Origin of the sequence: Gordonia sp. SID5947 (assembly GCF_009862785.1) — a bacterium.
Lineage (GTDB): Bacteria > Actinomycetota > Actinomycetes > Mycobacteriales > Mycobacteriaceae > Gordonia.
Genome location: NZ_WWHU01000001.1, coordinates 1,402,671 through 1,425,177 on the forward strand (window position 1 = coordinate 1,402,671; position 22,507 = coordinate 1,425,177).

14 protein-coding genes, 1 tRNA gene and 3 pseudogenes are annotated in these 22,507 nt (G+C 66.7%); 10 read left to right on the forward strand and 8 right to left on the reverse strand.

Annotated elements, in window-relative coordinates:
- Nucleotides 1-75: 75 nt before the first annotated feature.
- From GTV32_RS06540 to GTV32_RS06565, 6 genes are all read right to left on the reverse strand, one after another.
- A complete protein-coding gene (locus GTV32_RS06540) occupies nt 76-2,307 on the reverse strand; it encodes a molybdopterin-dependent oxidoreductase (protein WP_161059442.1) in 2,232 nt (743 codons plus the stop codon).
- A 43-nt stretch (nt 2,308-2,350) separates the two neighbouring features.
- Entirely contained in the window at nt 2,351-7,129 is a 4,779-nt protein-coding gene (locus GTV32_RS06545) for an NAD-glutamate dehydrogenase (protein WP_161059443.1), read from the reverse strand.
- 130 nt (nt 7,130-7,259) lie between these two features.
- Nucleotides 7,260-8,933, reverse strand: coding sequence for an energy-dependent translational throttle protein EttA (gene ettA / locus GTV32_RS06550; RefSeq protein WP_161059444.1), 1,674 nt, complete (start codon nt 8,931-8,933; stop codon nt 7,260-7,262).
- Between the two features lie 217 nt (nt 8,934-9,150).
- A complete protein-coding gene (locus GTV32_RS06555; protein ID WP_161059445.1) occupies nt 9,151-9,420 on the reverse strand; it encodes a HigA family addiction module antitoxin in 270 nt (89 codons plus the stop codon).
- A gap of 144 nt (nt 9,421-9,564) precedes the next feature.
- Entirely contained in the window at nt 9,565-9,999 is a 435-nt protein-coding gene (locus GTV32_RS06560; RefSeq protein WP_161059446.1) for a single-stranded DNA-binding protein, read from the reverse strand.
- A 123-nt stretch (nt 10,000-10,122) separates the two neighbouring features.
- A complete protein-coding gene (locus GTV32_RS06565; protein WP_202421665.1) occupies nt 10,123-12,150 on the reverse strand; it encodes a cytochrome c oxidase assembly protein in 2,028 nt (675 codons plus the stop codon).
- A gap of 54 nt (nt 12,151-12,204) precedes the next feature.
- Between GTV32_RS06565 and GTV32_RS06570 the strand changes: the two genes are divergently transcribed.
- Nucleotides 12,205-12,278, forward strand: a tRNA-Arg gene (locus GTV32_RS06570).
- Between the two features lie 26 nt (nt 12,279-12,304).
- Here GTV32_RS06570 and GTV32_RS06575 read toward each other — a convergent pair.
- Together GTV32_RS06575 and GTV32_RS06580 are read right to left on the reverse strand one after the other, a co-directional pair.
- Complete coding sequence (locus GTV32_RS06575; RefSeq protein ID WP_161059447.1) at nt 12,305-12,613, reverse strand: hypothetical protein; 309 nt, start codon at nt 12,611-12,613, stop codon at nt 12,305-12,307.
- 10 nt (nt 12,614-12,623) lie between these two features.
- Nucleotides 12,624-13,939, reverse strand: a pseudogene (locus GTV32_RS06580) (solute carrier family 23 protein).
- A 120-nt stretch (nt 13,940-14,059) separates the two neighbouring features.
- Between GTV32_RS06580 and GTV32_RS06585 the strand changes: the two are divergent.
- The 9 genes and pseudogenes from GTV32_RS06585 (at nt 14,060) to orn (ending at nt 22,487) form a co-directional block, all read left to right on the forward strand.
- Nucleotides 14,060-14,563: an Rrf2 family transcriptional regulator gene (locus tag GTV32_RS06585; protein WP_161059448.1), complete on the forward strand. Its 504-nt coding sequence runs from the start codon at nt 14,060-14,062 to the stop codon at nt 14,561-14,563.
- Between the two features lie 31 nt (nt 14,564-14,594).
- Entirely contained in the window at nt 14,595-15,782 is a 1,188-nt protein-coding gene (locus GTV32_RS06590; protein ID WP_161059449.1) for a globin domain-containing protein, read from the forward strand.
- Entirely contained in the window at nt 15,779-16,225 is a 447-nt protein-coding gene (locus GTV32_RS06595) for a hypothetical protein (protein ID WP_161059450.1), read from the forward strand. The genes GTV32_RS06590 and GTV32_RS06595 overlap by 4 nt, the downstream gene beginning before the upstream one ends.
- A gap of 96 nt (nt 16,226-16,321) precedes the next feature.
- Nucleotides 16,322-16,453, forward strand: coding sequence for a hypothetical protein (locus GTV32_RS23790; protein WP_272918229.1), 132 nt, complete (start codon nt 16,322-16,324; stop codon nt 16,451-16,453).
- A 98-nt stretch (nt 16,454-16,551) separates the two neighbouring features.
- Nucleotides 16,552-18,224 (forward strand): annotated as a pseudogene (locus GTV32_RS06600) (ABC transporter ATP-binding protein).
- A gap of 70 nt (nt 18,225-18,294) precedes the next feature.
- Nucleotides 18,295-18,840, forward strand: coding sequence for a PadR family transcriptional regulator (locus tag GTV32_RS06605; RefSeq protein ID WP_161059451.1), 546 nt, complete (start codon nt 18,295-18,297; stop codon nt 18,838-18,840).
- A gap of 41 nt (nt 18,841-18,881) precedes the next feature.
- Nucleotides 18,882-20,945 (forward strand): NADPH-dependent 2,4-dienoyl-CoA reductase, encoded by a 2,064-nt coding sequence (locus GTV32_RS06610; RefSeq protein ID WP_161059452.1) that lies wholly within the window; start codon nt 18,882-18,884, stop codon nt 20,943-20,945.
- A 65-nt stretch (nt 20,946-21,010) separates the two neighbouring features.
- A pseudogene (gene cmrA / locus GTV32_RS06615) lies at nt 21,011-21,831 on the forward strand (mycolate reductase).
- A gap of 56 nt (nt 21,832-21,887) precedes the next feature.
- The gene (orn, locus tag GTV32_RS06620) at nt 21,888-22,487 is read left to right on the forward strand and encodes an oligoribonuclease (RefSeq protein ID WP_161059453.1); all 600 of its coding nucleotides are present in this window, start codon (nt 21,888-21,890) and stop codon (nt 22,485-22,487) included.
- Nucleotides 22,488-22,507: the final 20 nt, after the last annotated feature.

The following is a 22,507-nucleotide window of genomic DNA, read 5'->3' on the forward strand; positions in this document are numbered from 1 at the left end:
CGTTTCCCTTCCCAGATGGCATCGACCCGCGACTCGAGGTCGCGGGTTCAACCCTACGCAAGCACGATCAGCCGATCAGCCCGGCACGATCTGTACCGGCAGCCCGTTGAGCACGACGGTGCCCGACAACGGATCGAGCACCGTCCCGTCGTTGAGCCGATTCACGTTGACGCCCGGCGCCGCGGCCGCGATCGACAGGCGGGTGCCCTCGAGGTCGTGACCCCAGCCGTGTGGCAGCGACGCGACACCGGGACGGATGTCGGAGGTGATCTCGACGGCGACGGACAGTTCACCACCCGGCCCGCGGACGACCGCGAGGTCGGAGAGTCCGAGGCGGTCCGCGTCGTCGGGGTGAACGTGCAGAGTGCACCGGTTGGTCCCCCCGGACAACGCGGGCAGATTGTGCATCCAGCTGTTGTTGGAGCGAAGGTTGCGCCTGCCGATGAGAACGAGGTCATCGGGTCCGCGGTCGACCGCGGCTCGCAGCCGTTCGACGTCACCGATCAGTTCCTCTGCGGCGAGCTCGATCGTGCCCGATTCGGTCCGCAGGACTCCGGGGAGACGCGGCCTCATGGGACCGAGGTCGATGCCGTGTGGGGCGTCGCGAAGGACGGCGAGGGTCAGACCGCCGGGCCGGGTGCCGAATGCGTCCCCGTAGGCGCCGAGCCGCAGCATCATGTCGAGCCGACGCTCGTATCCCGGTCCGCCGCACAGCATGTCGACGAGCTCCTCGACCCGACGGCCGGCGACCGGTGAATGCGGATCCGACACCTCTTTCGAGAGGGTCGCGGTGATCGCCTGATCGTCCACCAGGGTCGGGTCGGCGTGGACACCGACCCCGCTGACGGCCAAGGCGATCCGCGACACGATCTCGGCCTCGTCGGGCCGCCCCTCGGGCAGCTCGACCACCGGAGGTGAGTACCGGGCCGTCGCCCGGATGGCGAGGTTGTTCAGCACGAAGTCGAAGTGAGGGCTCTGTGACGGTGGCGGCGGCGGCAGGATGACGTCCGCGTGACGCGTGGTCTCGTTGAGGTAGGGGTCGATGCTGAGCATGAAGTCGACACCGTCGAGGGCGCGCGCGAGGCGCTCGCCGTTGGGCGCGGAGAGGACCGGGTTCCCGGCCACCGTGATGAGCGCTCTCAGTTGTCCGCTCCCGGGCGTATCCAGTTCCTCGGCGAGCGCGACGGTCGGCAGTTCGCCTGCGATCTCGGGGTGCCCTGACACCCGACTCCGCCACCGCCCGGTGCGGAACCTGCGGCCCGGACGTGGCGGGCGCGGCGCCGGCGCCGTGGGCGGTGTCGGGAACATCACGCCACCGGGCGTGTCGAGATTTCCGGTCAGGATGTTGATCGCATCGATGAGCCAGCTACCGACGGTCCCGAATTCGACTGTCGTGGTGCCCATCCGGCCGTAGACCGCGGCCGACGACGCGGTCGCCACCGCGCGGGCGAGATCACGGATGTCGGCGGCGGGGACGTCACAGTGTCGGGCGACGCGTTCGGGTGCGAAATCGTCGGCCACCCTACGAAGGGCGTCTACGCCGCTCACGTGACGTGCGATCCCACCCAGGTCGGGCGCCACCAGGTTCTCGTCGAACAACGTGTGGACGACGGCGAAGAGCAGGGCGGCGTCGGTCCCCGGACGCGGTGCGATATGTGTGTCGGCGAGCTTCGCGGTGCGGGTGCGGGCCGGGTCGATCACGGTCAGGCGGCCACCCCGACGGCGCAATGCGGCCAGCTTCCCCGGGAAGTCGGCGGCCGTGGTGACGCTGCCGTTGGAGACCACCGGGTTCGCCCCGATGATCACCAGATGGTCTGTCCGGTCCAGGTCGGGCACCGGGAACGCGAACGGGTTCCCGAACAGATAACCCAGGGCGACCTGTTTGGGCATCTGGTCCAGAGTGCTCGCACTGAACACCTGCCGGGTGCCCAGCGCACGAGCCAGCAGTGGCGTGTAGAGCGCACCGGCGACGGTGTGCGCGTTCGGATTCCCCAGGTACAGGCCGACCGATGACCCACCATGATCGGCGATGACCGATCCGAGCCGGTCGGCGACCACGTCGAATGCCTGCTCCCACCCGGTCGCCACGAGTTCACCGTCGCGGCGCACCAGCGGTTGGCCGAGACGGTCGGGATCGTTGTCGAGTTCGGGCAGACTCGCCCCTTTGGGACAGATGTAACCGTGACTGAAGACGTCGTCCTGATCGCCTCGCGCCGTCAGGACCCGACCCCGGGTGTCGTCGACGGTGAGGCTCAGTCCGCAGGTCGCCTCACACAGCGGGCAGATGCGCAGCGCGTTTCGGGCCATAGCCAACCCTAGACCGCACTGGGCACCGTCCGGACGGTATCGCTCAACGGATCACACTGCGTAGCTGACGCGCCGCCACCGAGAGCACGGCCAGGTCCAGGGTCTCCGACTCCGTGATGTCGGCGAGCATGGTGCGCACCCGGGACAGCCGCGAGGTGTGCGAGGACTCCCATTCGTCGATCTTCTCGGCCGCCGACTCGTCGGGCTCCCCGACCTCCAGGATCTTCAGCGTGAGTGCCCGCAAGGCGCCGTGCATGTCGTCGCGAAGTGCCAAGCGCGCCAGCGCGTGCCACCGATCGCCGTAGGCGAGGTCCGACACCGCAGTCAGCAGCTCTTCGAGCCCGAAGTGTTCCATCACGGCGAAATAGAGTTCGCCGACCTCGACGGGCTCTCGGTCGGCGATCTCGGCGGCGTCGATGATGTCGAGCAGGCAGAATCGGTGCAGGCTCACCGCCACATCGTTCGCGAGGTCCGCCGGCACCCCGGCCGTCTGGTAGCGCGCAACACGCGCGTCGACGTCGATCGCCGAACTCGCGCCGAACCAGCTGTCGAGCAGCGCGGACAATTCGGCGACCCGTTCTCCGTACCGGGTGATCTCCGCGCCCATCGCCAGCGGCTGCGGCCGGAACCCCAGCAGCCACCGCGACGCCCGGAACAGCAGACGCCGCGCATACATCGTCATCTCGTCGATCACCGTCGCCGGAGCCGGCGCATGAGTGATGCGCTCGAACAATTCATCCATCCCGAAGACGGTGCCCGCCACCACATACGCCCGAACACCCTCTTCCGTCGAACATCCGGTGCCCTCCCCCAGACGGAAGAGATGAGTCATGCCGGCCTTGTCGACCACATCGTTGACCAGCGTCGTGGTCACGATCTCCCGGCGCAGCCGGTGCGAGCGGATCCCGTCGGTGAACCGGTTTCGCAACGGCATCGGGAAGTAGCCGGACAACCGGGCATCGAACACCTCGTTGTCGGGCAGGTCGGTCGCCAGCAGATCCGACTTCGCGGCGAGTTTCACATGTGCCATCAGGGTGGCGAGTTCAGGGGAGGTGAGACCACGTTGCAACTCACCGGCAAAGCGTTTGCGCAGATCGGCCGGTTGCGGCAACGCCTCCAACCGGAGATCGACACCCCGATTGTGCGCGAGATCGGCCAGCTGGCGCATGTGCACGTCCACGCGGACGGTGGAGAAGGCTCGGCTGAAACCGAGCTCGGAATTCTGCGAGATGTTGTCGGCCAGGACGAGGTCGGCGACCTCACCGGTCATCGACGCCAGCAGCGGGTTTCGGTCCGTCATCGCCAGCTCACCCGACGACACCGCGGAGTCGAGAAGGATCTTGATGTTCACCTCGTGGTCGGAACAGTCGACGCCTGCCGAATTGTCCATCGCGTCGGTGTTGACGCGCCCACCCACCAGGTCGAATTCGATCCGGCCGCGCTCGGTGGCGCCGAGGTTCCCGCCCTCTCCCAACACCTTTGCGCGCAACGCGTTGCCGTCGACACGGATCGCATCGTTCGCCTTGTCCCCCACCTCGGCATCGGACTCGGTCGATGCCTTGACGTAGGTGCCGATGCCGCCGTTCCACAACAGATCCACCGGCGCGAGCAGGATGGCACGGATCAGTTCCGGCGGCGACAATTCGGTCACCTCGTCGTCGAGACCGAGCGCACCGCGCATCTCGTGGCTGACCGGCACCGACTTCAGTTCCCGCGACCAGACACCGCCGCCCGCACTGATCAATGATGTGTCGTAGTCGGCCCATGACGAGCGGGCCAGGCTGAAGAGGCGCTCACGCTCCCGCCGTCCCACCGCGGCCTCCGGGTCCGGATCGACAAAGACGTGCCGGTGGTCGAACGCCGCCACCAGCCTGATGTGCTCGGACAACAACATGCCGTTGCCGAAGACGTCCCCACTCATGTCCCCGATGCCGACCACCGTGAATTCCTCGGATTGGGTGTCACGGCCCATCTCGCGGAAATGACGTTTCACCGACTCCCACGCACCGCGCGCGGTGATTCCCATCGATTTGTGGTCGTATCCCGCCGACCCACCCGAGGCAAACCCGTCGCCGAGCCAGAAACCATACTGTGCGGCAACATCGTTCGCGATGTCGGAGAACGCGGCGGTGCCCTTGTCCGCGGCCACCACCAGATACGGATCGTCGCCGTCGCGGCGCATCACCGATCGCGCCGGGATCACCGTCCCGCTCTGATGATCGATGTTGTCGGTGACGTCGAGCAGCCCCGAGATGAAGGCGCGGTAGCATTCGACGCCTTCGTTCCGGTGGCCGTCGCGGTCGGCGGCCGGGTCGCCAGTCGGCGCAGGCGGACGCTTCACCACGAAGCCCCCCTTGGCCCCGACGGGGACGATCACCGCATTCTTCACGGCCTGCGCCTTCACCAGTCCGAGGACCTCGGTACGAAAATCCTCGCGCCGGTCCGACCAGCGGAGTCCCCCGCGTGCGACCATCCCGAAGCGCAGGTGCACACCCTCGACACGTGGCGAGTACACGAAGATCTCGTGCATCGGCCGCGGCTCCGGCGCCTGCGGGATGTCGCGCGGCCGGAGCTTGAAGGACATGACCGGCGGACGCCCGCCATCACCGGTGACGTAGTAGTTGGTTCGCACCGTTGCGGTGACCACCGCGACGAATGCCGACAGGATGCGGTCGGCGTCCAGGCTGATCACCGTGCCGACGTCGTGGCGCAGTCTGCTCAGGACGTCGTCGCGTCGGCCCTCATCCGCACCGTCCGGGTCGAACGATGCCGCGAACAGGTCGACCAGACCCTGGGTCACCGACCCGTACTCACCGAGAACGGACGCGACATGCGTTGTGGTGTACGAGAATCCACACTGACGCAGATATCGGGCGTACGCACGCAACATCGCCGCAGACCGCCAGTCGAGCCCGCAGCGGATCACCAGTTCGTTGAACGCGTCCACCTCCGCGTTCTCACGCCAGATCTGCCGGAACGCGTCGGTGAAACGGTGTTCGAGATCGTCGAGGGCGGCGGTGTCCACCGACATGCCCGCGGTCAGGGTGACGCCGAATTCATACGCCCAGCACGATGTTCCGTCCGGACGGATGAGGTGATAGGGATGCTCGTCGAGGACATCCAGACCGAGGCTGTGGAGCACCGGCAACACGTCGGTGAGGGTGGCGGCCGTCCCGCACAGGTAGAGCGTGAAGATCCACCGGTCGCCGAGTTCCCGATCATCCGGCTCATCGGCGACAAACCGGCTGAGCGTGACGGTGACACCGCCCGGTTCCAGCTGGGTGACATGGATCAGATCGGCGAGGGCGGCGCGTGGGTTCCGCTGCTCCTTGTAGTCCTCCGGAAGCGAGGGCAGGGCGCGCAGCAACGTGTCGACCCCGCCGGCCGGCCAGGCCGCCGGCTGTTCCCCCTCGGCGGTGGCCCGGCCGAGTGCACGGACGCGTTCGTCCCAGCTGCGTATGGATCCGGCGAGTTTCGCCTGCATCTCCTGGTGCCGTCGTCCCCCGGTGTCGAGCGACCCGAGCGCCCGCGCGCGGTCACTGTCGACCCGTACCAACACCTGGAGCAGCGCCAGTGGCATCTCGCTCACCCGCGCCGTGTACGAGATCGCCGTACCACCCAGCGCGTCGAGGAGCTCGGCCTGCAAGGTCAGCCGCGATTGGGTGTTGTACCGGTCCCGTGGCAGGTAGACCAGAGCGGCCGCCATCCGTCCGTCGGGGTTCATGCGGACGAACAGCCGCAGCGATCGCGTGGCGACCGCGTCGAGCATCTCGTCGACCTGACGGCCCAGTTCGGCATCGGTGGCCGCGAACATCTCGACCAGCGGATAGTTCTGTAGCAACTCGAGCATCGCCTGCCCGGCGAACGAATCCGCGTCGACCCCCGCCCGGTCCAGGACCCCGCGCACCTTGGTTCGCAACACCGGGACATCGAGCACCGTCTGGTGCAGGCCCGACGAGGTGAACGTACCGACGAACCGGTGCTCGCCGGCATGCTCGCCGTCGGAGGTGAATGCCGGAATCTGCAGCAGGGTGGGAAAGTCGGAGCGTTGGATGCCCGTCTCCAGGTAGATGCGCGAGACCCGCGGCAACGGTGTCTCGGACGCCACCGGGAACGCCGAGACCACGGTGTCGGTGCGCCACACCCCGAGTCGGTCGGTGAGGTCGGCACCGCCCGCGGGCGCGCGTGCGTATCCGAGCGGCAGGAAGTGGTTGCCGGCGAACCACTCGAGGAGACGTGCGTACTCCTGGCGGTCACCGGCGGGCAGACCCGTCGCACCGGACTCCTGGACGGCCGCGCATTCGACGGCCAGCTCGGTCAATCCGGTCCGCATGCGGTCGACGTCTCGATCCACATCGGCGACCCGGCCGATCACCTCGGTCAATCCGGCCCGCAGGGCCTCCAGATCGAAGTCGGGCGCTCGAGAGAGGGCGACCACGAATATCCACGACTCGATGGCGGTCGACTCTTCGTCGCCGAACCCCGACAGGGACCCATCGTCGGAGCGGATCACCGGCAGCACCGGATGGTCGATGCGGGTCACGGCCAAGTCGTGTGCCTCGACGGTTGCGAGCACAGCCTCGACCAACAAGGGCATGTCGTCGTTGACGACGACGACTTCCACACCGCCGGACTCACTCGCGACGATGTCGACGAGACGCTCACCGTGGCCGCGACGCTGGGCGACGTCGAGATGGCGACGCACCCGGTCCACCTCGTCGGGCGCGAATCGTTCGAGATCCGACGGTTCGGCCGGTCGCCCCGACGACGAACTGAAGTACCGCGCAATCGCTTGCGGCAGAAGCGATGTCACGTTCGACAACGGCACTCACCCCATCGCGGGAAGGGCAGGGACCCGGAGTTTCCGGAGTGTGCCCTCTCCCCTGCGATGGTAATGACCGGGAGTCGGCGCGGTCAGCCGATCCGACGCGTGTCCGCGCTCGGATTCACGTCTAGTCGCGGGTGAGCTTGCGGTGGGTCACACGGTGCGGGCGTGCGGCGTCCGCGCCGAGTCGATCGACCTTGTTCGCCTCGTACGCCTCGAAGTTGCCCTCGAACCAGAACCACTGGCCTTCGGCGACGTTGCCCTCCCACGCCAGGATGTGGGTACACGTGCGGTCCAGGAACCAGCGGTCGTGCGAGATGACGACGGCACAGCCGGGGAACTTCTCGAGCGCGTTCTCCAGTGAACCGAGGGTCTCCACGTCGAGGTCATTGGTCGGCTCGTCGAGCAGGATCAGGTTGCCGCCCTCTTTGAGGGTCAGCGCCAGGTTGAGCCGGTTTCGCTCACCACCGGACAGGACCTCGGCGCGCTTCTGCTGGTCGGGGCCCTTGAACCCGAAGGCGCTCACGTACGCGCGCGACGGCATCTCGTTCTGGCCGACCTCGATGTAGTCCATCCCACCCGACACGACCTCCCAGACGTTCTTCTTGGGATCGATGTTCGAGCGGTTCTGGTCGACGTAGCTGAGCTTGACCGTCTCGCCGACCTTGACGGTGCCCGAGTCGGGCTCCTCGAGGCCGACGATGGTCTTGAACAGCGTCGTCTTGCCGACGCCGTTGGGACCGATCACACCGACGATGCCGTTCCTCGGCAAGGTGAAGGACAGGTCCTTGATCAGGACCCGACCGTCGAAGCCCTTGTCGAGGTTGTTGACCTCGACAACCACGTCGCCGAGGCGCGGCGGGGTCGGGATCTGGATCTCCTCGAAGTCGAGCTTGCGGGTCTTCTCGGCCTCGGTCGCCATCTCCTCATAGCGCGCGAGACGGGCCTTGTTCTTGGTCTGCCGGGCCTTGGCACCCGAACGGACCCACGCGAGCTCTTCCTTCAGACGGCGCTGCAGCTTCTGGTCCTTCTTGCCCTGGACCTCGAGACGCTCGGCCTTCTTCTCCAGATAGGTGGAGTAGTTGCCCTCATAGGGGTGCAGCTTGCCGCGGTCGACCTCGCAGATCCAGCCGGCGACGTGGTCCAGGAAGTACCGGTCGTGGGTCACGGCGAGCACGGCACCCGCGTAGCCGGCGAGGAACTGCTCGAGCCACAGCACGCTCTCTGCGTCCAGGTGGTTGGTCGGCTCGTCGAGGAGCAGCAGATCCGGCTTCTGCAGCAGGAGCTTGCACAGCGCGACGCGGCGCCGCTCACCTCCGGAGAGGTGGGTCACGGGCGAATCCCCCGGCGGGCAGCGCAATGCGTCCATCGCCTGCTCGAGCTGCGAGTCGAGGTCCCACGCGTCATTGTTGTCCAGGTCTTCCTGGAGCTTGCCCATCTCCTCCATCAGCTCGTCGGAGTAGTCGGTGGCGAGCTGTTCGGCGATCTCGTTGAAGCGGTCGAGCTTCACCTTGATCTCGCCCATGCCCTCTTCGACGTTCTGCTTGACCGTCTTCTCCTCGTTGAGGGGAGGCTCCTGCAGGAGGATGCCGACAGTGGCGTCGGGGTCGAGGAAGGCTTCGCCGTTCGACGGCTGGTCGAGTCCGGCCATGATCTTCAGGATCGACGACTTGCCCGCGCCGTTGGGCCCGACGACGCCGATCTTGGCGCCGGGATAGAACGACATGGTGACATCGTCGAGGATGACCTTGTCGCCGTGCGCCTTGCGCACCTTCTTCATCGTGTAGATGAACTCGCTCACGCTTGCACCTCTCTAGCAGCGATTTCGGGTCTCTGGACTGTGGTATCCCCCGCACGCCTCCCCCGCGGGGAGGAAGGAACCAGGCGAAAGGTCCAACCCATGACACAACGGTTGTTCAGTCTAGTGGTTCACGTCGGGGCCCACGCCCCGCCGCCTCGGGCCCTGCCATGCCCGACCGGCTGGAGGGACCCGATGGTCGGCGGTCGCCGGTTCGCGCTCAACGCGTTTCGACGTTGCCTCCGGCCCCGCGCGCGGAGACCTCCTTGTCGTGGTCGGTCTGCAGGGTCAACCAGAACGTCTCGCTCTGGTTGAACAGCTTTCCGAGCCTCTGCGACATCGTCAGGGAGATTGCCCGCCGGCCCTCGATGATCTCGCGGACGTCTCCGACGGGCACGCCCAACTGACCCGCCAACTGACGCGGCGACAGGCCGAGGTCACTCATGAACTCTTCGGCGAGGATCTCGCCGGGATGGATGGCTTGGTGCACGGTGACGACGGTATCCGCGACGTCGGCGCTGACAAAACGGTCGACCGTGTGTGCGGGAACAGAACAGGACAAATGACCCCGATCGCTCGCTCACCGGGGTCACTTGTCAGTTGTGGCTGTTCAGGCGTGGTGGTCGACGGGCCGTCACGCCGCCGTCGGGGCCGAGTCGACCTGCGCCGACTGGTCTGCTGTCTCGACCACCTGCGGCCGGTCCGAGCCGGGGATCCCCTGGTAGCTCACCACGCATCGGCTGAGGTCCAGACCGACCGCGTTGGCGGTCATCTCCAGGTCCGAGCGCTTCTCTCCGTCCGCGGTGACGTACTCATTGGTCTTGATCTGCCCGTGCGCGATGACCGGGCGACCCTTCGCGACGGCCAGACCGACCCCCACCAGCAGTCGGCGCCAGCAACTCACTGTCAGATACAGCGTCGGCCCGTCGATCCACTCCCGGCTCCGCTTGTCGATCCGTCGCGAGTTGCATGCCACGCGGAAGGAGATCACCTCCTCTCCGGTCGTGGTCTGCCTGCGCCGCGGTTCGGAAACAACAGTGCCGATGATGGTGGTGTATGTCTCGTACATGCTCGACTCCTCGGGTTCTCCCGCGCCACGAGTGTCTCGTGGCTGGAGTCAGCATCGATCACGGTACGGCTCAGCGGGTGGCCGCGAGCCGATCTGTGGACAGATTCCCCGGACCGACGCCGATCACTTCCCGTTGTGGAGTTCCTTGAGCATCTCGTTGTAGCTCTCGAGGTCGGCATCGTGATCACGCGCCGCCCGGCGATCGTAGCGGCGGGCCTGCTTCTCGTCCTGTCGCCGCCACTGCACCAACAGCGCGAGCATGATCACCACCAGCGGTATCTCGCCTGCCGCCCAGGCGATCCCGCCACCAGCTCGCTGATCGTCGAACAGGTCGTATGCGAACGGGAGGTTCAGGCTGCGGTAGTAACCCTCGGCGATGACAGCGCTGGTCATCATGAGCGCCACCCCGAAGAACGCGTGGAACGGCAACGAACCCATGACGATGCCCAGTTTGGCGACCGGTCGGACCTGACGCGGAGCCGGGTCGATGCCGATGACGATCCAGTAGAAGAGGTAGCCGCTGAGCAGGAAATGCACGTTCATCAGGATGTGCGCCGCGTGATACTGCACCACTGTCTCGAACACGCCACCGAGGTACAGGACATAGAAGCTGCCGACGAACAGGATCGCCGCGACCGCCGGGTGCGTGAGGAAACGCGAGGGCGGGCTGTGGATGGCCGACTGGATCCATTCCCGCGGCCCAGGTGGATTACCGCGCCCCGCCGGCCGCAGCGCGCGGAGTGCGAGTGTGACGGGCCCGCCCAGCACCAGCAGGACCGGGATCATCATCGACATCAGCATGTGCGCGATCATGTGCATGCTGAACATCGCCGGCGAATACCGGCCGAGGCCCGACGACGTGGTGAACAGCAGCAACGCACAGCCGAGTATCCAGGCCACGGTCCGCCCCACGGGCCAGTCGTCGCCGCGGCGGCGTAGTCGCAGCACCCCACGCAGATAGACGACGGCCAGGACGATCGCGAGCGTCCCGAACAGAAGATCGAACCGCCAGTCGACGAGGATTCGCCACGGCGAGGGCGCGGCGTCGATCCGGTACCCGATCTGCGCCTCGACAGCGGAGACGTCGGCGTTCTCGCCGGCCGGCGGCGGGGTCCTGGACAATCCGACAGCCAGACCGAAGGTGATTGCGAACACCAGCGTCTCGACGATGCCGAACCGGACGAAGGTCGACCGTTGCGCCGGCTCGTCCTCGAGCCGGGTGATGGTGACCCGCCGGTGCCAGGCACCGATTGCCCCGAGAACCACCAGCGCACAGATCTTGGCCAGCACCAGCCGGCCGTAGATGTCAGTGAAGAGATCGGAGAGCGGCATGCGCACGAGCGCGTTGATCACACCGCTGATACCGACGACGACAATGCTCCAGAAGGCGACCCTCGAAAACCGTCTGACCGCCAGTACCCGCCAGCGGCCGTCGGCCAGCGCGTAGACGACCACTGCGAACAGCCCACCCATCCACAGCGTCGCGCCGACGATGTGCAGGATCAGGCTGTTGGTCGCGACGTCGTGATCGCCGCCCGTGGACGAGTGCCCGGCGAGCGCCGCCGGCATCAGACTCAGCACCACCAGGGCGACCGCGCCGAACGTCCACCCCCAAGTCAGGATCACCCGCGACAGCGCCGCGGCGGCAACCGCGAAGATCGCCGTCCACAGCCAGGTGCGGGCATCGGCCACCTGAGAGTAGGACGTGATGAGATTGGCAGGCTTGAGCGACTCCGACAGCGGTTGCCCACTCACATTGGAGATCGACAGGGGGATCAGCAGGACGGCGCAGACACTCCAGGTGAGCGCTGCCGCCGCCGCGATCCGAATCGCGCGATAGCCGCCGACGTCGAGCACACCGTCGGACTGCGGAGGTACGAAGAACGCGGCGAACAGCGCAGATCCCAGCGCGATCGCGGCACTCACCTCACCGATCGCGGTGACCGCGGGCAGGCCGTACGTCGTCAGCCAGCCCGGATCGGGCACCCCGGCCAGTTGTACGGCCGTCGCCGCCGACAGCGCCGTCACCAGGATCGCGACGATCCCGGCCAGCCAGCCGAGCGCCCACGACAAGCCCGCCGCGACGCCACGCAGCTCGCGCATCGCGTCCCGGCCGGGCTCGGCCGGAACTGTCGGCGTTGCGCTGGTCATGGCACCACTCTAGGACGGGATATACTCGCCCACGCTGCCGCCCCGAGCGGCGCTGCCTCCGTAGCTCAGGTGGATAGAGCAAGGGCCTTCTAATCCCTAGGTCGCAGGTTCGAGTCCTGCCGGGGGCACTGTCCGCCGCGTGATCGCGGCGACGTCAGCCGAGTCCGCGGTTACCCGACCACAGGATGGCGGCGCGGGCGGCGGCCCGGTCGATGAGCGCGGAGATCTCCGGATCGTCCGGGACCCGGAACGACGTGTAGGCACCGCGCCCGCCCCGTGTCGGGCGCCCGTATGCCTTGGCCGCGAGCCGGCCGTCCGGCAGGAGACGCACGTTCAGTGTCGTCAACGTGAACTCCTCGTCACGCCGCACATCCGTCCAGCGCAGATTCTCGGGGACGGTGACGTTGATCGCCAACGCGCTGACCTCCACGTCGCCTGCCTCCACTCCGGACTCCTCCACCATCTCGACGACCTCACAGGTCGGCTGCCGGATCGATCGTCGCCTCGTCTTTGCCGCCCGCCGGCACCACCGTGCCCCGCCACCGCCCGATCAGCGACATCGAGTGATAGATGGCCAGCGCCGCACCGGCTCCGAGGGCGATGCCCCGAAGTCGAGATCGCCGACGACCCAGGTGAAATCCGCGATGCCGATCACCAGCGGGATCGCCGCGGCGAACTGGTTGACCGGTCTCGAGAAGTCCACTCGGTTGGTCACCCAGATCTGCACACCGAGAATGCCGACCAAACCGTAGAGGGCGGTCGTCACCCCGCCCAGCACTCCCGGCGGCACGGCGGCGATCACCACACCCACCTTCGGCGAGAGCCCGAGCACCACGGCCCCCACACCCGCAATCCAGTAGGCCGCGGTCGAGTACACCTTGGTCGCAGCCATCACGCCGATGTTCTCGGCGTAGGTCGTGGTCGCCGAGCCACCTCCGCTGCCCGCGAGCACCGTCGCCAATCCGTCGGCGGCCAGCGCCCGCCCGATCCGGCGGTCGTAGTCGATCCCGGTCATCGTCGCCACCGATTTCACATGTCCGATGTTCTCCACCAGCAACACGAGCACGACCGGCAAGAACATCGGCAGTACCGACAGATGGAAAGTCGGCGTGTCGAACTCGGGGAGGCCGACCCACGCTGCATCTCCGATCCCGCTGGTGTCCACCTTGTCGAAGATCAGTGAGATCACATATCCCACGAGCACGCTGAGGAAGATCGCCAGGCGTCCCAGCAATCCCCGGAACAACACCACCGAAACGACGAGGAGCAGCAGAACCACCGTCGCGATGCCCGGGTCCTTCTCGAAGTTCGCCTTCGCGGTCGGCGCGAGGTTCAGTCCGATGAGCGCGACGATCGTGCCCGTGACCACCGGCGGCATGAGAACTTCGATCCAACCGACCCCGGCGAAGTGGGCGATGGCACCGATCACGATCAACAGCGCCCCGACCAGCACGATCCCTCCCAGCGCCGCCGATCGACCATCGGACGCACTGGCCGCCAACACGGGAGCGATGATCGCGAAACTGGAACCGAGATAGCTGGGCAACCGATTCCGGGTGATCACCAGGAACAGCACCGTGCCCAACCCGGAGAACAGCAGTGTCGTCGACGGAGGGAACCCGGTGAGGACCGGGACGAGGAAGGTCGCACCGAACATCGCCACCACATGCTGCAGTCCGATGCCCACCGTGCGTGGCCAGCTGAGCCGTTCTCCGGGGGCGATGACTCCCCCGCCGTCGACCCTCCGCCAGGACAGGAAACCACCCGACCGCGTTTCCGGTGTCGCCATGAGTATCAGTGTGCGACATCCCGAGTCACCTGCGTGGCGGCTCTGCCCACCCCGTCGGCGTGGCGCGGATCACGACAACAAAATATTCATCTGATACTCCAATTATGATTGACTCAGTTCATGCAACTCACCCGGTTCACCGACATCGGCCTCCGGGTGGTGATGCGCCTGGCGGTCGCCGGCGAGAACCACACGGCCCCAACGCCGATGACAACCCGGCAGCTTTCGGACGAACTCGCGGTGCCCTACACGCACGTCGCCAAGGTGGTGGGACGCCTGTCCGAGATGGGTGTGGTGCATGCGCGGCGCGGACGCACCGGCGGTCTTGCCATCACCGATCTCGGTCGGGACGCCCGCGTCGGCTGGTTGACATCGACGCTCGAGGGTGACGGCGAGGTGGTCGACTGCGATCGCCCGCAACCATGTCCGCTGCGGAGCGCATGCCGACTGCGCGGAGCACTGGCGCGGGCACGCGCGGCATTCTTCGCGAGTCTCGACGATCAGACGGTCGCCGACCTCGTCCACGAGCCGACCGCCGCCGTCCTCCTGTCGCTGTCACCTCCTCGCCGACCCGACGCGTCCGACGTTCTGCCGGACCGCCCGCACCTCGCCCAGAACCTTTGACAGACAACGTCATCCAAGGATCGGAGTCATCATGCTGTCCAACACCCAACGCACCACCATCGCGGCCACCCTACCCGCCGTCGCCGACGGTCTCGCCGACATCACCGAGCGGTTCTACCGCAGGATGTTCGCCGCACACCCCGAGCTCCATGACAACTTCTTCAACCGCACCCACCAGAAGAGCGGCGAACAGCCGCAGGCCCTTGCCGGATCGATCGCCGCGTTCGCGCGGCTGCAGCTCGAGCCCGACGTACGGCGCCAGCGGTTCATCCTCGACCGCATCGCGCACAAGCACGCCTCACTCGGCGTGACCTGCGAGCAGTACGCGATCGTCCATGAACATCTGTTCGCCGCCATCGTCGACGTGCTCGGTGACGCGGTCACGCCCCCCGTCGCCGACGCCTGGGACCAGTTGTACTGGGACATGGCCGATCTGCTGATCCGATCCGAGACAGAGCTGTACTCTCGCGCCGGGGTCGCTGCGGGTGACGTGTGGCGCGAGGCCCTGGTGACCGAACGCACGCAGGTCTCCCCCGACACCATCTCGCTGACCGTCGCGGGGCGCGAGGACTCCGATCGTCTCCCCGGCTTTCGCCCGGGACAGTACATCTCCGTCCAGGTCCCGCTGGCCGACGGCGCCCACCAGATCCGGCAGTACAGCCTCACGGGCACACCCACCGTGCCGGAGTGGCGATTCAGCGTGAAGTTCGCCGGCGAGGTCTCGGCCCATCTGCACGAGCATGTCTTCGAGGGTGACCTGCTGCGCGTCAGCACCCCGTTCGGCGATCTGGTCCTGCCCGACGACGATGCGCCGATCACGTTGGCGTCGGCCGGCATCGGTTGCACGCCGGTCATCGGACTGCTCACCGCGATGGCCGAGCAGGGCGATCGCCGGTCCGTGACGGTGTTGCACGCGGATCGGTCGCGGGACCGGCAGCCCCATCGCGGTCAGCTCGCCGCCCTGGTGGAGTCGTTACCGGACGGCCGACTGTTCCAGTGGTACGAGAACGCCTCGCCGCACGTCGTCTCGGACACCATCCGGGTCGGTCAGATGTCGTTGCAGGACATCGACATCTGCGACGACTCCCACGTCCTCCTCTGCGGTCCGACAGGATTCCTGTCGTCGATGCGTGGAGCATTCCTCGACCGCGATGTCGACGCGAGCCACATCCACTACGAGACCTTCGGACCGGAGTTGTTGCGGTCGGGCGCGCGGTGACCGCGGCCGCGGCCCTCACCACCGCGGCCACGTTTCTCTGGCTCGGTATGGTGCTGGCGATCTCGTTCGTGGAGGCACCGCTCAAATTCCGGGCGCCGGGGGTGACGTTGCCGATCGGACTCGGCATCGGACGACTCGTCTTCCGGGCTCTCAACATCGCGGAGTTGCTCTGGGCCGCCGTCATCGTCGTGGCGATCGGCGCGGGTTCGTTCTCGACCACCGCGATCGCACTCGCGGCCGGACTCTCGATCGCGATGCTGACCGTCCAACTGACCGCGGTCCGGCCGCGGCTCTCCCGCCGATCCGATGCGGTCCTCTCAGGCCACGAGGGTCCACGCAGCCACGCACACCTCGTGTACGTGCTGCTCGAGCTGATCAAGGTCGCCGCGCTCGTATGGCTCGGGATCGCGGTGTTGTCGGCGCCGGTCCCCGCCATGGGCTGACAGCGTTCTCGCAGCTGTGGCCAAGGCCGTCCGAAGGTGGCGCCCATAGCTTCTCCATGTCGGCGATGCGGCCGGCCCGAACAAGGAGAAGCACTCATGCCTCAGCCAGGACCCAAACCCGGAAACGGCCCCCGCCCGCAGCAGCAGCACCCCGCGCCGCCGCGCAAGCGCCGCCGTCGTCGCGTCTGGAACCGGCACCTGCATCGGTGGGACTGGGCGTGGTTCTGAGCCACCGTCGTTCCTGACCACCCCACGCGACGTTCCGGTGCCCCTCCGTCGACGACGGACGGCACCGGGACGTCGCCTGTCCTCGATCGGATCACAGGATGACCGCACGCGACGCATTCCGCCGCTTCTTTCCTGCGCTCAGAGGCGAAGGCGCCCGATTCGCGCTTGCCGCAACACTTCTGCTCGTCGCGACCGGTTGTGAGATCGTCGCGATCTTCGTGCTCTCCGATGTGATCGACGGAGCCCTCACCGCCGACAGCGCTGTCGGATTCGCCCGGTTGGCGGTCCTGTGGTTACTCATCACCGCGCTGTCGACCGGCGCGGACTATCACGGCCAGGTCACTGCCATCGGCATCTCCGAACGTGTGGTCCTGCGTCTCCGCGATTCGCTGTTCGCCCATGTGCAGCGGCTCAACCCGGTCATCCATCGCCGGTTCGGCCTCGGCGACCTCGTGACCCGGCACTCCAGTGATCTCGAAGCCGTCGAGTACCTCGTCGGGTCCGGTGTCATGCAGTTCATCATCGCGGTGGCAAACACTCTCGGCCTCGTCGTCGCGGCGTTCATCATGAGCTGGCAGGTCGCGCTGGTCGCCATCGCGGCGGTTCCGGTCCTGTGGGCGATCTCGGCCTACTACGGGCGCCGTCAGACCCTCGTGACCCGCGACGAACGAAACGCCAACGCCGACATCGCCGTCGCCGTCCAGACCGCATTGAGCGGGCACGAGACCGCGGTCGCGTACAACCAGCAGGATCGCGAACACGCGCGACTGCACCGTTCTGGCGTCACGTGGCTGGGGGCACGCATGTCGCAGACCAGGATCGAAGCCGGTTTCGGTGCCGTCATGGGCTTCGGCCAGGTGGTGGTCACCCTCGCCATCGCCATCGCGGGCGTCTGGCAGGTCCGCGGAGGGGACCTGAGCGTCGGAGAACTGCTCGCGCTGACCGGCTACCTGGGAATGCTGTATCCCAAGATGCAGGAGCTCGCAGAGGTTCGGCTCTCGTTGGCCTCCGCGGCGGTGAGCGCCGAACGGATCTCCGAACTACTCGACCTCCTTCCCACGGACTCCGACCGCGACGATGCGGTGGAGCATGCCGGCGCCGATCACGCGATCGCAGTCCGCCATGTGACGTTGCGCCGGGGCGGGGCCACGATCCTCGACGACGTCTCGCTGGATCTGCGACCCGGGGAGATCACTGCCCTCGTCGGTGGCAGCGGTGCCGGAAAATCCACGCTGGCATCACTGCTCTGCCGTTTCGAGAATCCTGACAGCGGACAGATCATGCTCGGCGGTAACGACTTCACCACCCTCACGGGCCGCTCCATCCGCGACCACGTCACCCTTCTGCCACAGCATCCGATCATCAAGGCGGCCACCATCGCAGACAACATCGCGTACGGCCGGCCCGAGGCATCCCGCGCGGAGATCATCACCGCCGCCATCGCCGCGGATGCCGATGGCTTCATCTCCGAACTGCCGATGGGCTACGACTCCCCCTCGGCGAGGACGGTCTGACCCTGTCCGGCGGTCAGCGGCAACGGATCGCCATGGCACGCGCATTTCTCCGCGACAGCCCGGTCCTGATCCTCGACGAACCGACGTCGGGTCTCGACGACGCGACCGCCCAGCGCATCCTCGAGCCACTGCGCCGCCTCGCGCACGGACGATCCACGCTGCTCATCACACACGACGCCCGTGTGACGGAGATCGCCGACGACGTCGTCGAACTCCGTGACGGACACCTCCACACCCGCGGTGTCGCCGTCGCCTGACCGCCCCCATCGCGGGCCTCGCATATGAACCTAATTGCATAGTGCGGAGTTGCACTGCTAGTTTGATCCCATGGCACTCGAGCATGCGATTCTCGTGTCACTGGCCGAGCGACCCGGCACGGGTTACGAGATCGGCCGGCAGTTCGACCGGTCGATCGGTTACTTCTGGTCGGCGACGCATCAGCAGATCTATCGCACGCTGAAGAAGCTCCATTCCGACGGGCTGGTCAGTTTCGAGTCGATCAGTCAGGACGGCCGGCCGGACAAGAAGGTCTACACCATCTCCGACGAGGGCCGTGACGTCCTCTCCGCGTGGGCGATGAGCCCGACGCCGTTGCAGCCGCTACGCAGCGACCTGGGTGTCAAACTGCGGGCGGCAGAATTCGGCGATCTCGCCGCCATCATCGGCGAATTGAAGGCGCACCGCGACGAGCATCTCGCCCAGCTCAAGATCTTCACCGGATTCGAGGAGAGCTACTACCCGAATCCGGCCGCACTGACCGGCCGCAAGCTGCACCAGTTCCTGGTGCTGCGCGGCGGTATCCGCCAAGAAGAAGGCTTCATCGAATGGTGCGACGAGGTCATCGTCGCGCTCGAACGGGAGTTGTCCGCCTGACCGGCATCGGCCGGTCACCCATCCGACCCGAAAGGTCCGCCATGTCAGCCCACACGGCCGATCCGAATCCGCACTACCCACGACTGTTCGAGCCGCTACAGCTCGGCGGGACGACACTCAAGAACCGGCTCGTCATGGGCTCCATGCACACCGGCCTCGAGGATCGCGTGTGGGACACCGACAAGCTCGCCGCCTACTACGCCGAGCGCGCGCGTGGTGGGGTCGGATTGATCATCACCGGCGGATTCAGCTCGTCACGCACCGGCCTCTTGCTGCCCTTCGCCGGAAAGATGACCAACGTCGCGGATGTGAAACGGCACCAGCGGATCACACGCGCGGTCCACCGCGAGGACGGCAAGATCGCGATGCAACTGATCCACGCCGGACGGTATGGATACACGCCGCTGAAGGTCGCCGCGGGTTCGGAGCCCTCGCCCATCCATCCTTACAAGCATCTGCAGATGACCGAACAGATCATCCGGCACGTCATCCGTTCGTTCGGTCGTTCGGCCAAGCTCGCCCGTAAGGCGGGATACGACGCCATCGAGATCATGGGCGGCGAAGGCTATCTGATCAATCAGTTCCTGTGCCCGCACACCAACGATCGCACCGACAGGTGGGGCGGCTCCACCGAGAATCGGCAGCGGTTCCTGGTCGAGATCATCAAGGAGATTCGTCGCCAGGTGCCGCGCGACTTCCCGGTGATCCTGCGTCAGTCGATCGCCGACTTCGTCCGCAAAGGCCAGACCTGGGACGAGATCGCGCTGATGGCGCGCAAGGCCGAGGAGTACGGCGTGGATGCGATCAACACCGACATCGGTTGGCACGAGGCCGGTGTGCCCACCATCGTGACCTCGGTGCCGCGTGCCGCGTTCGTGAAGTTCACCGAGCGTCTCCGCGACGAGGTCTCCATCCCGCTGATCGCCAGCAACCGCATCAACACCCCGGAGATCGCCGAGGAGATCCTCGAGCGCGGCAAGGTCGACGCGATCTCGATGGCACGGCCCCTGCTCGCCGACCCCGATTTCGCCGCGAAGGCCGAGACCGGTCGCGCCGACGAGATCAACACTTGCATCGGGTGCAACCAGGCGTGCCTCGATCACGCCTTCGTCGGCAAAAAGGTGTCATGCCTGCTCAATCCGCGCGCGGGACGCGAGACGACTCTCACACTCGGGGCCACTCGCCGAGCCAAGCGGATCGCAGTGGTCGGCGCGGGTCCGGCCGGACTGTCTGCAGCCGTGTCGGCTGCCCAGCGCGGCCACAACGTCCACCTGTACGAGGCAGGCGATCACATCGGCGGCCAGTTCTCCATCGCCGCAAGGATTCCCGGGAAAGAAGAGTTTTCCGAGACCATTCGCTACTTCACCCGGCAGCTCGAGATCAACAACGTCACCGTTCACCTCGACACGCGGATCACCGCCGCGGAGATCATCGACGCGAAGTTCGACGAGGTGATCGTGGCGACCGGCGTGACCCCACGGATTCCCGAGATCGCCGGCATCGACCATCCGATGGTGATGTCCTACGCCGATGCCGTCCTCGGTCATCGTGAGATCGGCAAGCGTGTGGCGGTGATCGGCGCGGGCGGAATCGGTTTCGACATCACCGAGTTTCTCACCGTCGACGAGTCGCCCACCCTGAACCTCAAGGAGTGGGAGCAGGAATGGGGCGTGAGCGAGGATCTGTCGAAGCCCGGCTTCGTCACCAAGCCGCGCCCGCTGCCGGCGGTGCGGGAGGTGTTCCTGGTGCAGCGCAAGGCCGGCCGACAGGGCAAGTCACTCGGCAAGACCACCGGCTGGGTCCACCGCGCCACCGTCAAGATGAAGGGCGTCGAGCAGATCTCGGGTGCGACCTACGACAAGATCGACGACCAGGGCCTGCATCTGAGCTTCCGCGGCGAGGACGGCTCCGTGACCGAGACGCGCGTCCTCGAGGTCGACAACGTCGTTGTGTGCGCGGGACAGGAATCGGTGCGTGAACTCGTCGATCCGCTGACCGTGGCGGGGGTCACCACACATGTCATCGGCGGCGCCGATCTGGCCGCCGAACTCGACGCCAAGCGCGCCATCCGTCAGGGCACGGAGGTGGCGGCGGGCATCGCCTGACGCAACCGTCGATTGTGCTCCATCGGGCGCCGGCCTTCGGTCGGCGCCCGACTAGGATTTCTGTCATGGGTATACCTGCGCCGAACGAGTCCGCTCGAGCCGTGGTGACCGGCGCTTCATCGGGCATCGGAATGGCCCTCGCGTGGGAGTTGGCCGCACGCGGACACTCGCTGGTCCTCGTCGCCCGCCGCGGCGACATCCTCGAGGATCTCTCCGCCCGACTCCGCGCACAGCATGCGGTCCAGGCCGAGGTCCGCGCAGTGGATCTGTCCGATCCGGCCGCGGTCGAGGTGCTCTGCGCAGAACTCGCCGACCGCGAGATCTCCATCCTGTGCAACAACGCAGGCATCGCGACGTTCGGCTCGGTCAGCGACCTCGATCCCGATTACGAGCGCGCACAGGTCCGCCTGAACGTGAACGCGGTCCACGACCTCACCCTGGCGGTGTTGCCGCAGATGGTGCGCCGCGGCTCCGGCGGCATTCTGATGGTGGGCTCGGCAGCCGGGAACATGCCCATCCCCAACAACGCCACCTATGCCGCCACGAAGGCGTTCGTCAACACCTTCAGCGAGTCGGTACGCGGCGAGGTCGGCGCACGGGGCGTCCACGTCACATTGCTCGCTCCCGGCCCGGTACGTACGTCGACGCCCGCGCCCGAGAACGCCTCGATCGTCGACCGCATGGTCCCCGATTTTCTGTGGCACTCCAGCGCCAGAGTTGCCGAGATGAGCCTCAATGCGCTGGAACACAACAAGATGCGCGTGGTGCCGGGCGCGCTGTCCAAGGCCATGTCGGTGGCCGGGGGTACAGCCCGCGCGCGGTGGTCGCCCCGATCGTCGGCGGTTTCTACCGGAAACTCGGCGGCGACAGCCCAGCGACTCCGTAGACCCGGATACCACGCGGCGCGTCGACCACACGGCTCCGACGACTAAGGTTGACCGGATGCAGGACAAACTGGTGTGGATCGATTGCGAGATGACCGGCCTGCGACTCGAATCGGACAAGTTGATCGAGATCGCCGCCCTCGTCACCGACAGCGAGCTCAACGTCCTCGGGGACGGCGTGGACATCGTGATCCACGCATCCGACGACGACCTCGCATCGATGCCCGACGTGGTGACCAAGATGCACGCCGCGTCGGGTCTGACCGAGGAGGTACGCGCCTCGACCGTCACCCTCGCCGAAGCGGAGAAACAGGTTCTCGACTACATCCGCACCCAGGTCACCACGGCGGGCGCCGTGCCACTGGCCGGAAACTCCATCGCCACCGATCGCGGCTTCATCGCCCGGGACATGCCGGAACTCGACGCCTACCTGCACTATCGGATGGTCGACGTGAGCTCCATCAAAGAGCTGAGCCGTCGCTGGTACCCCAAGATCTACTACGGCCAGCCCGAGAAGGGCCTCGCCCACCGGGCGCTGGCCGACATCCGCGAATCCATCCGCGAACTGAAGTACTACCGGGCTGCCGCCTTCGTCGCCGCGCCCGGTCCTGACGTCGACGACCTTGCCGCCATCGTGGCCGACCTCGGACCTGCGTGAACACGCCAAGGGCCGACCGA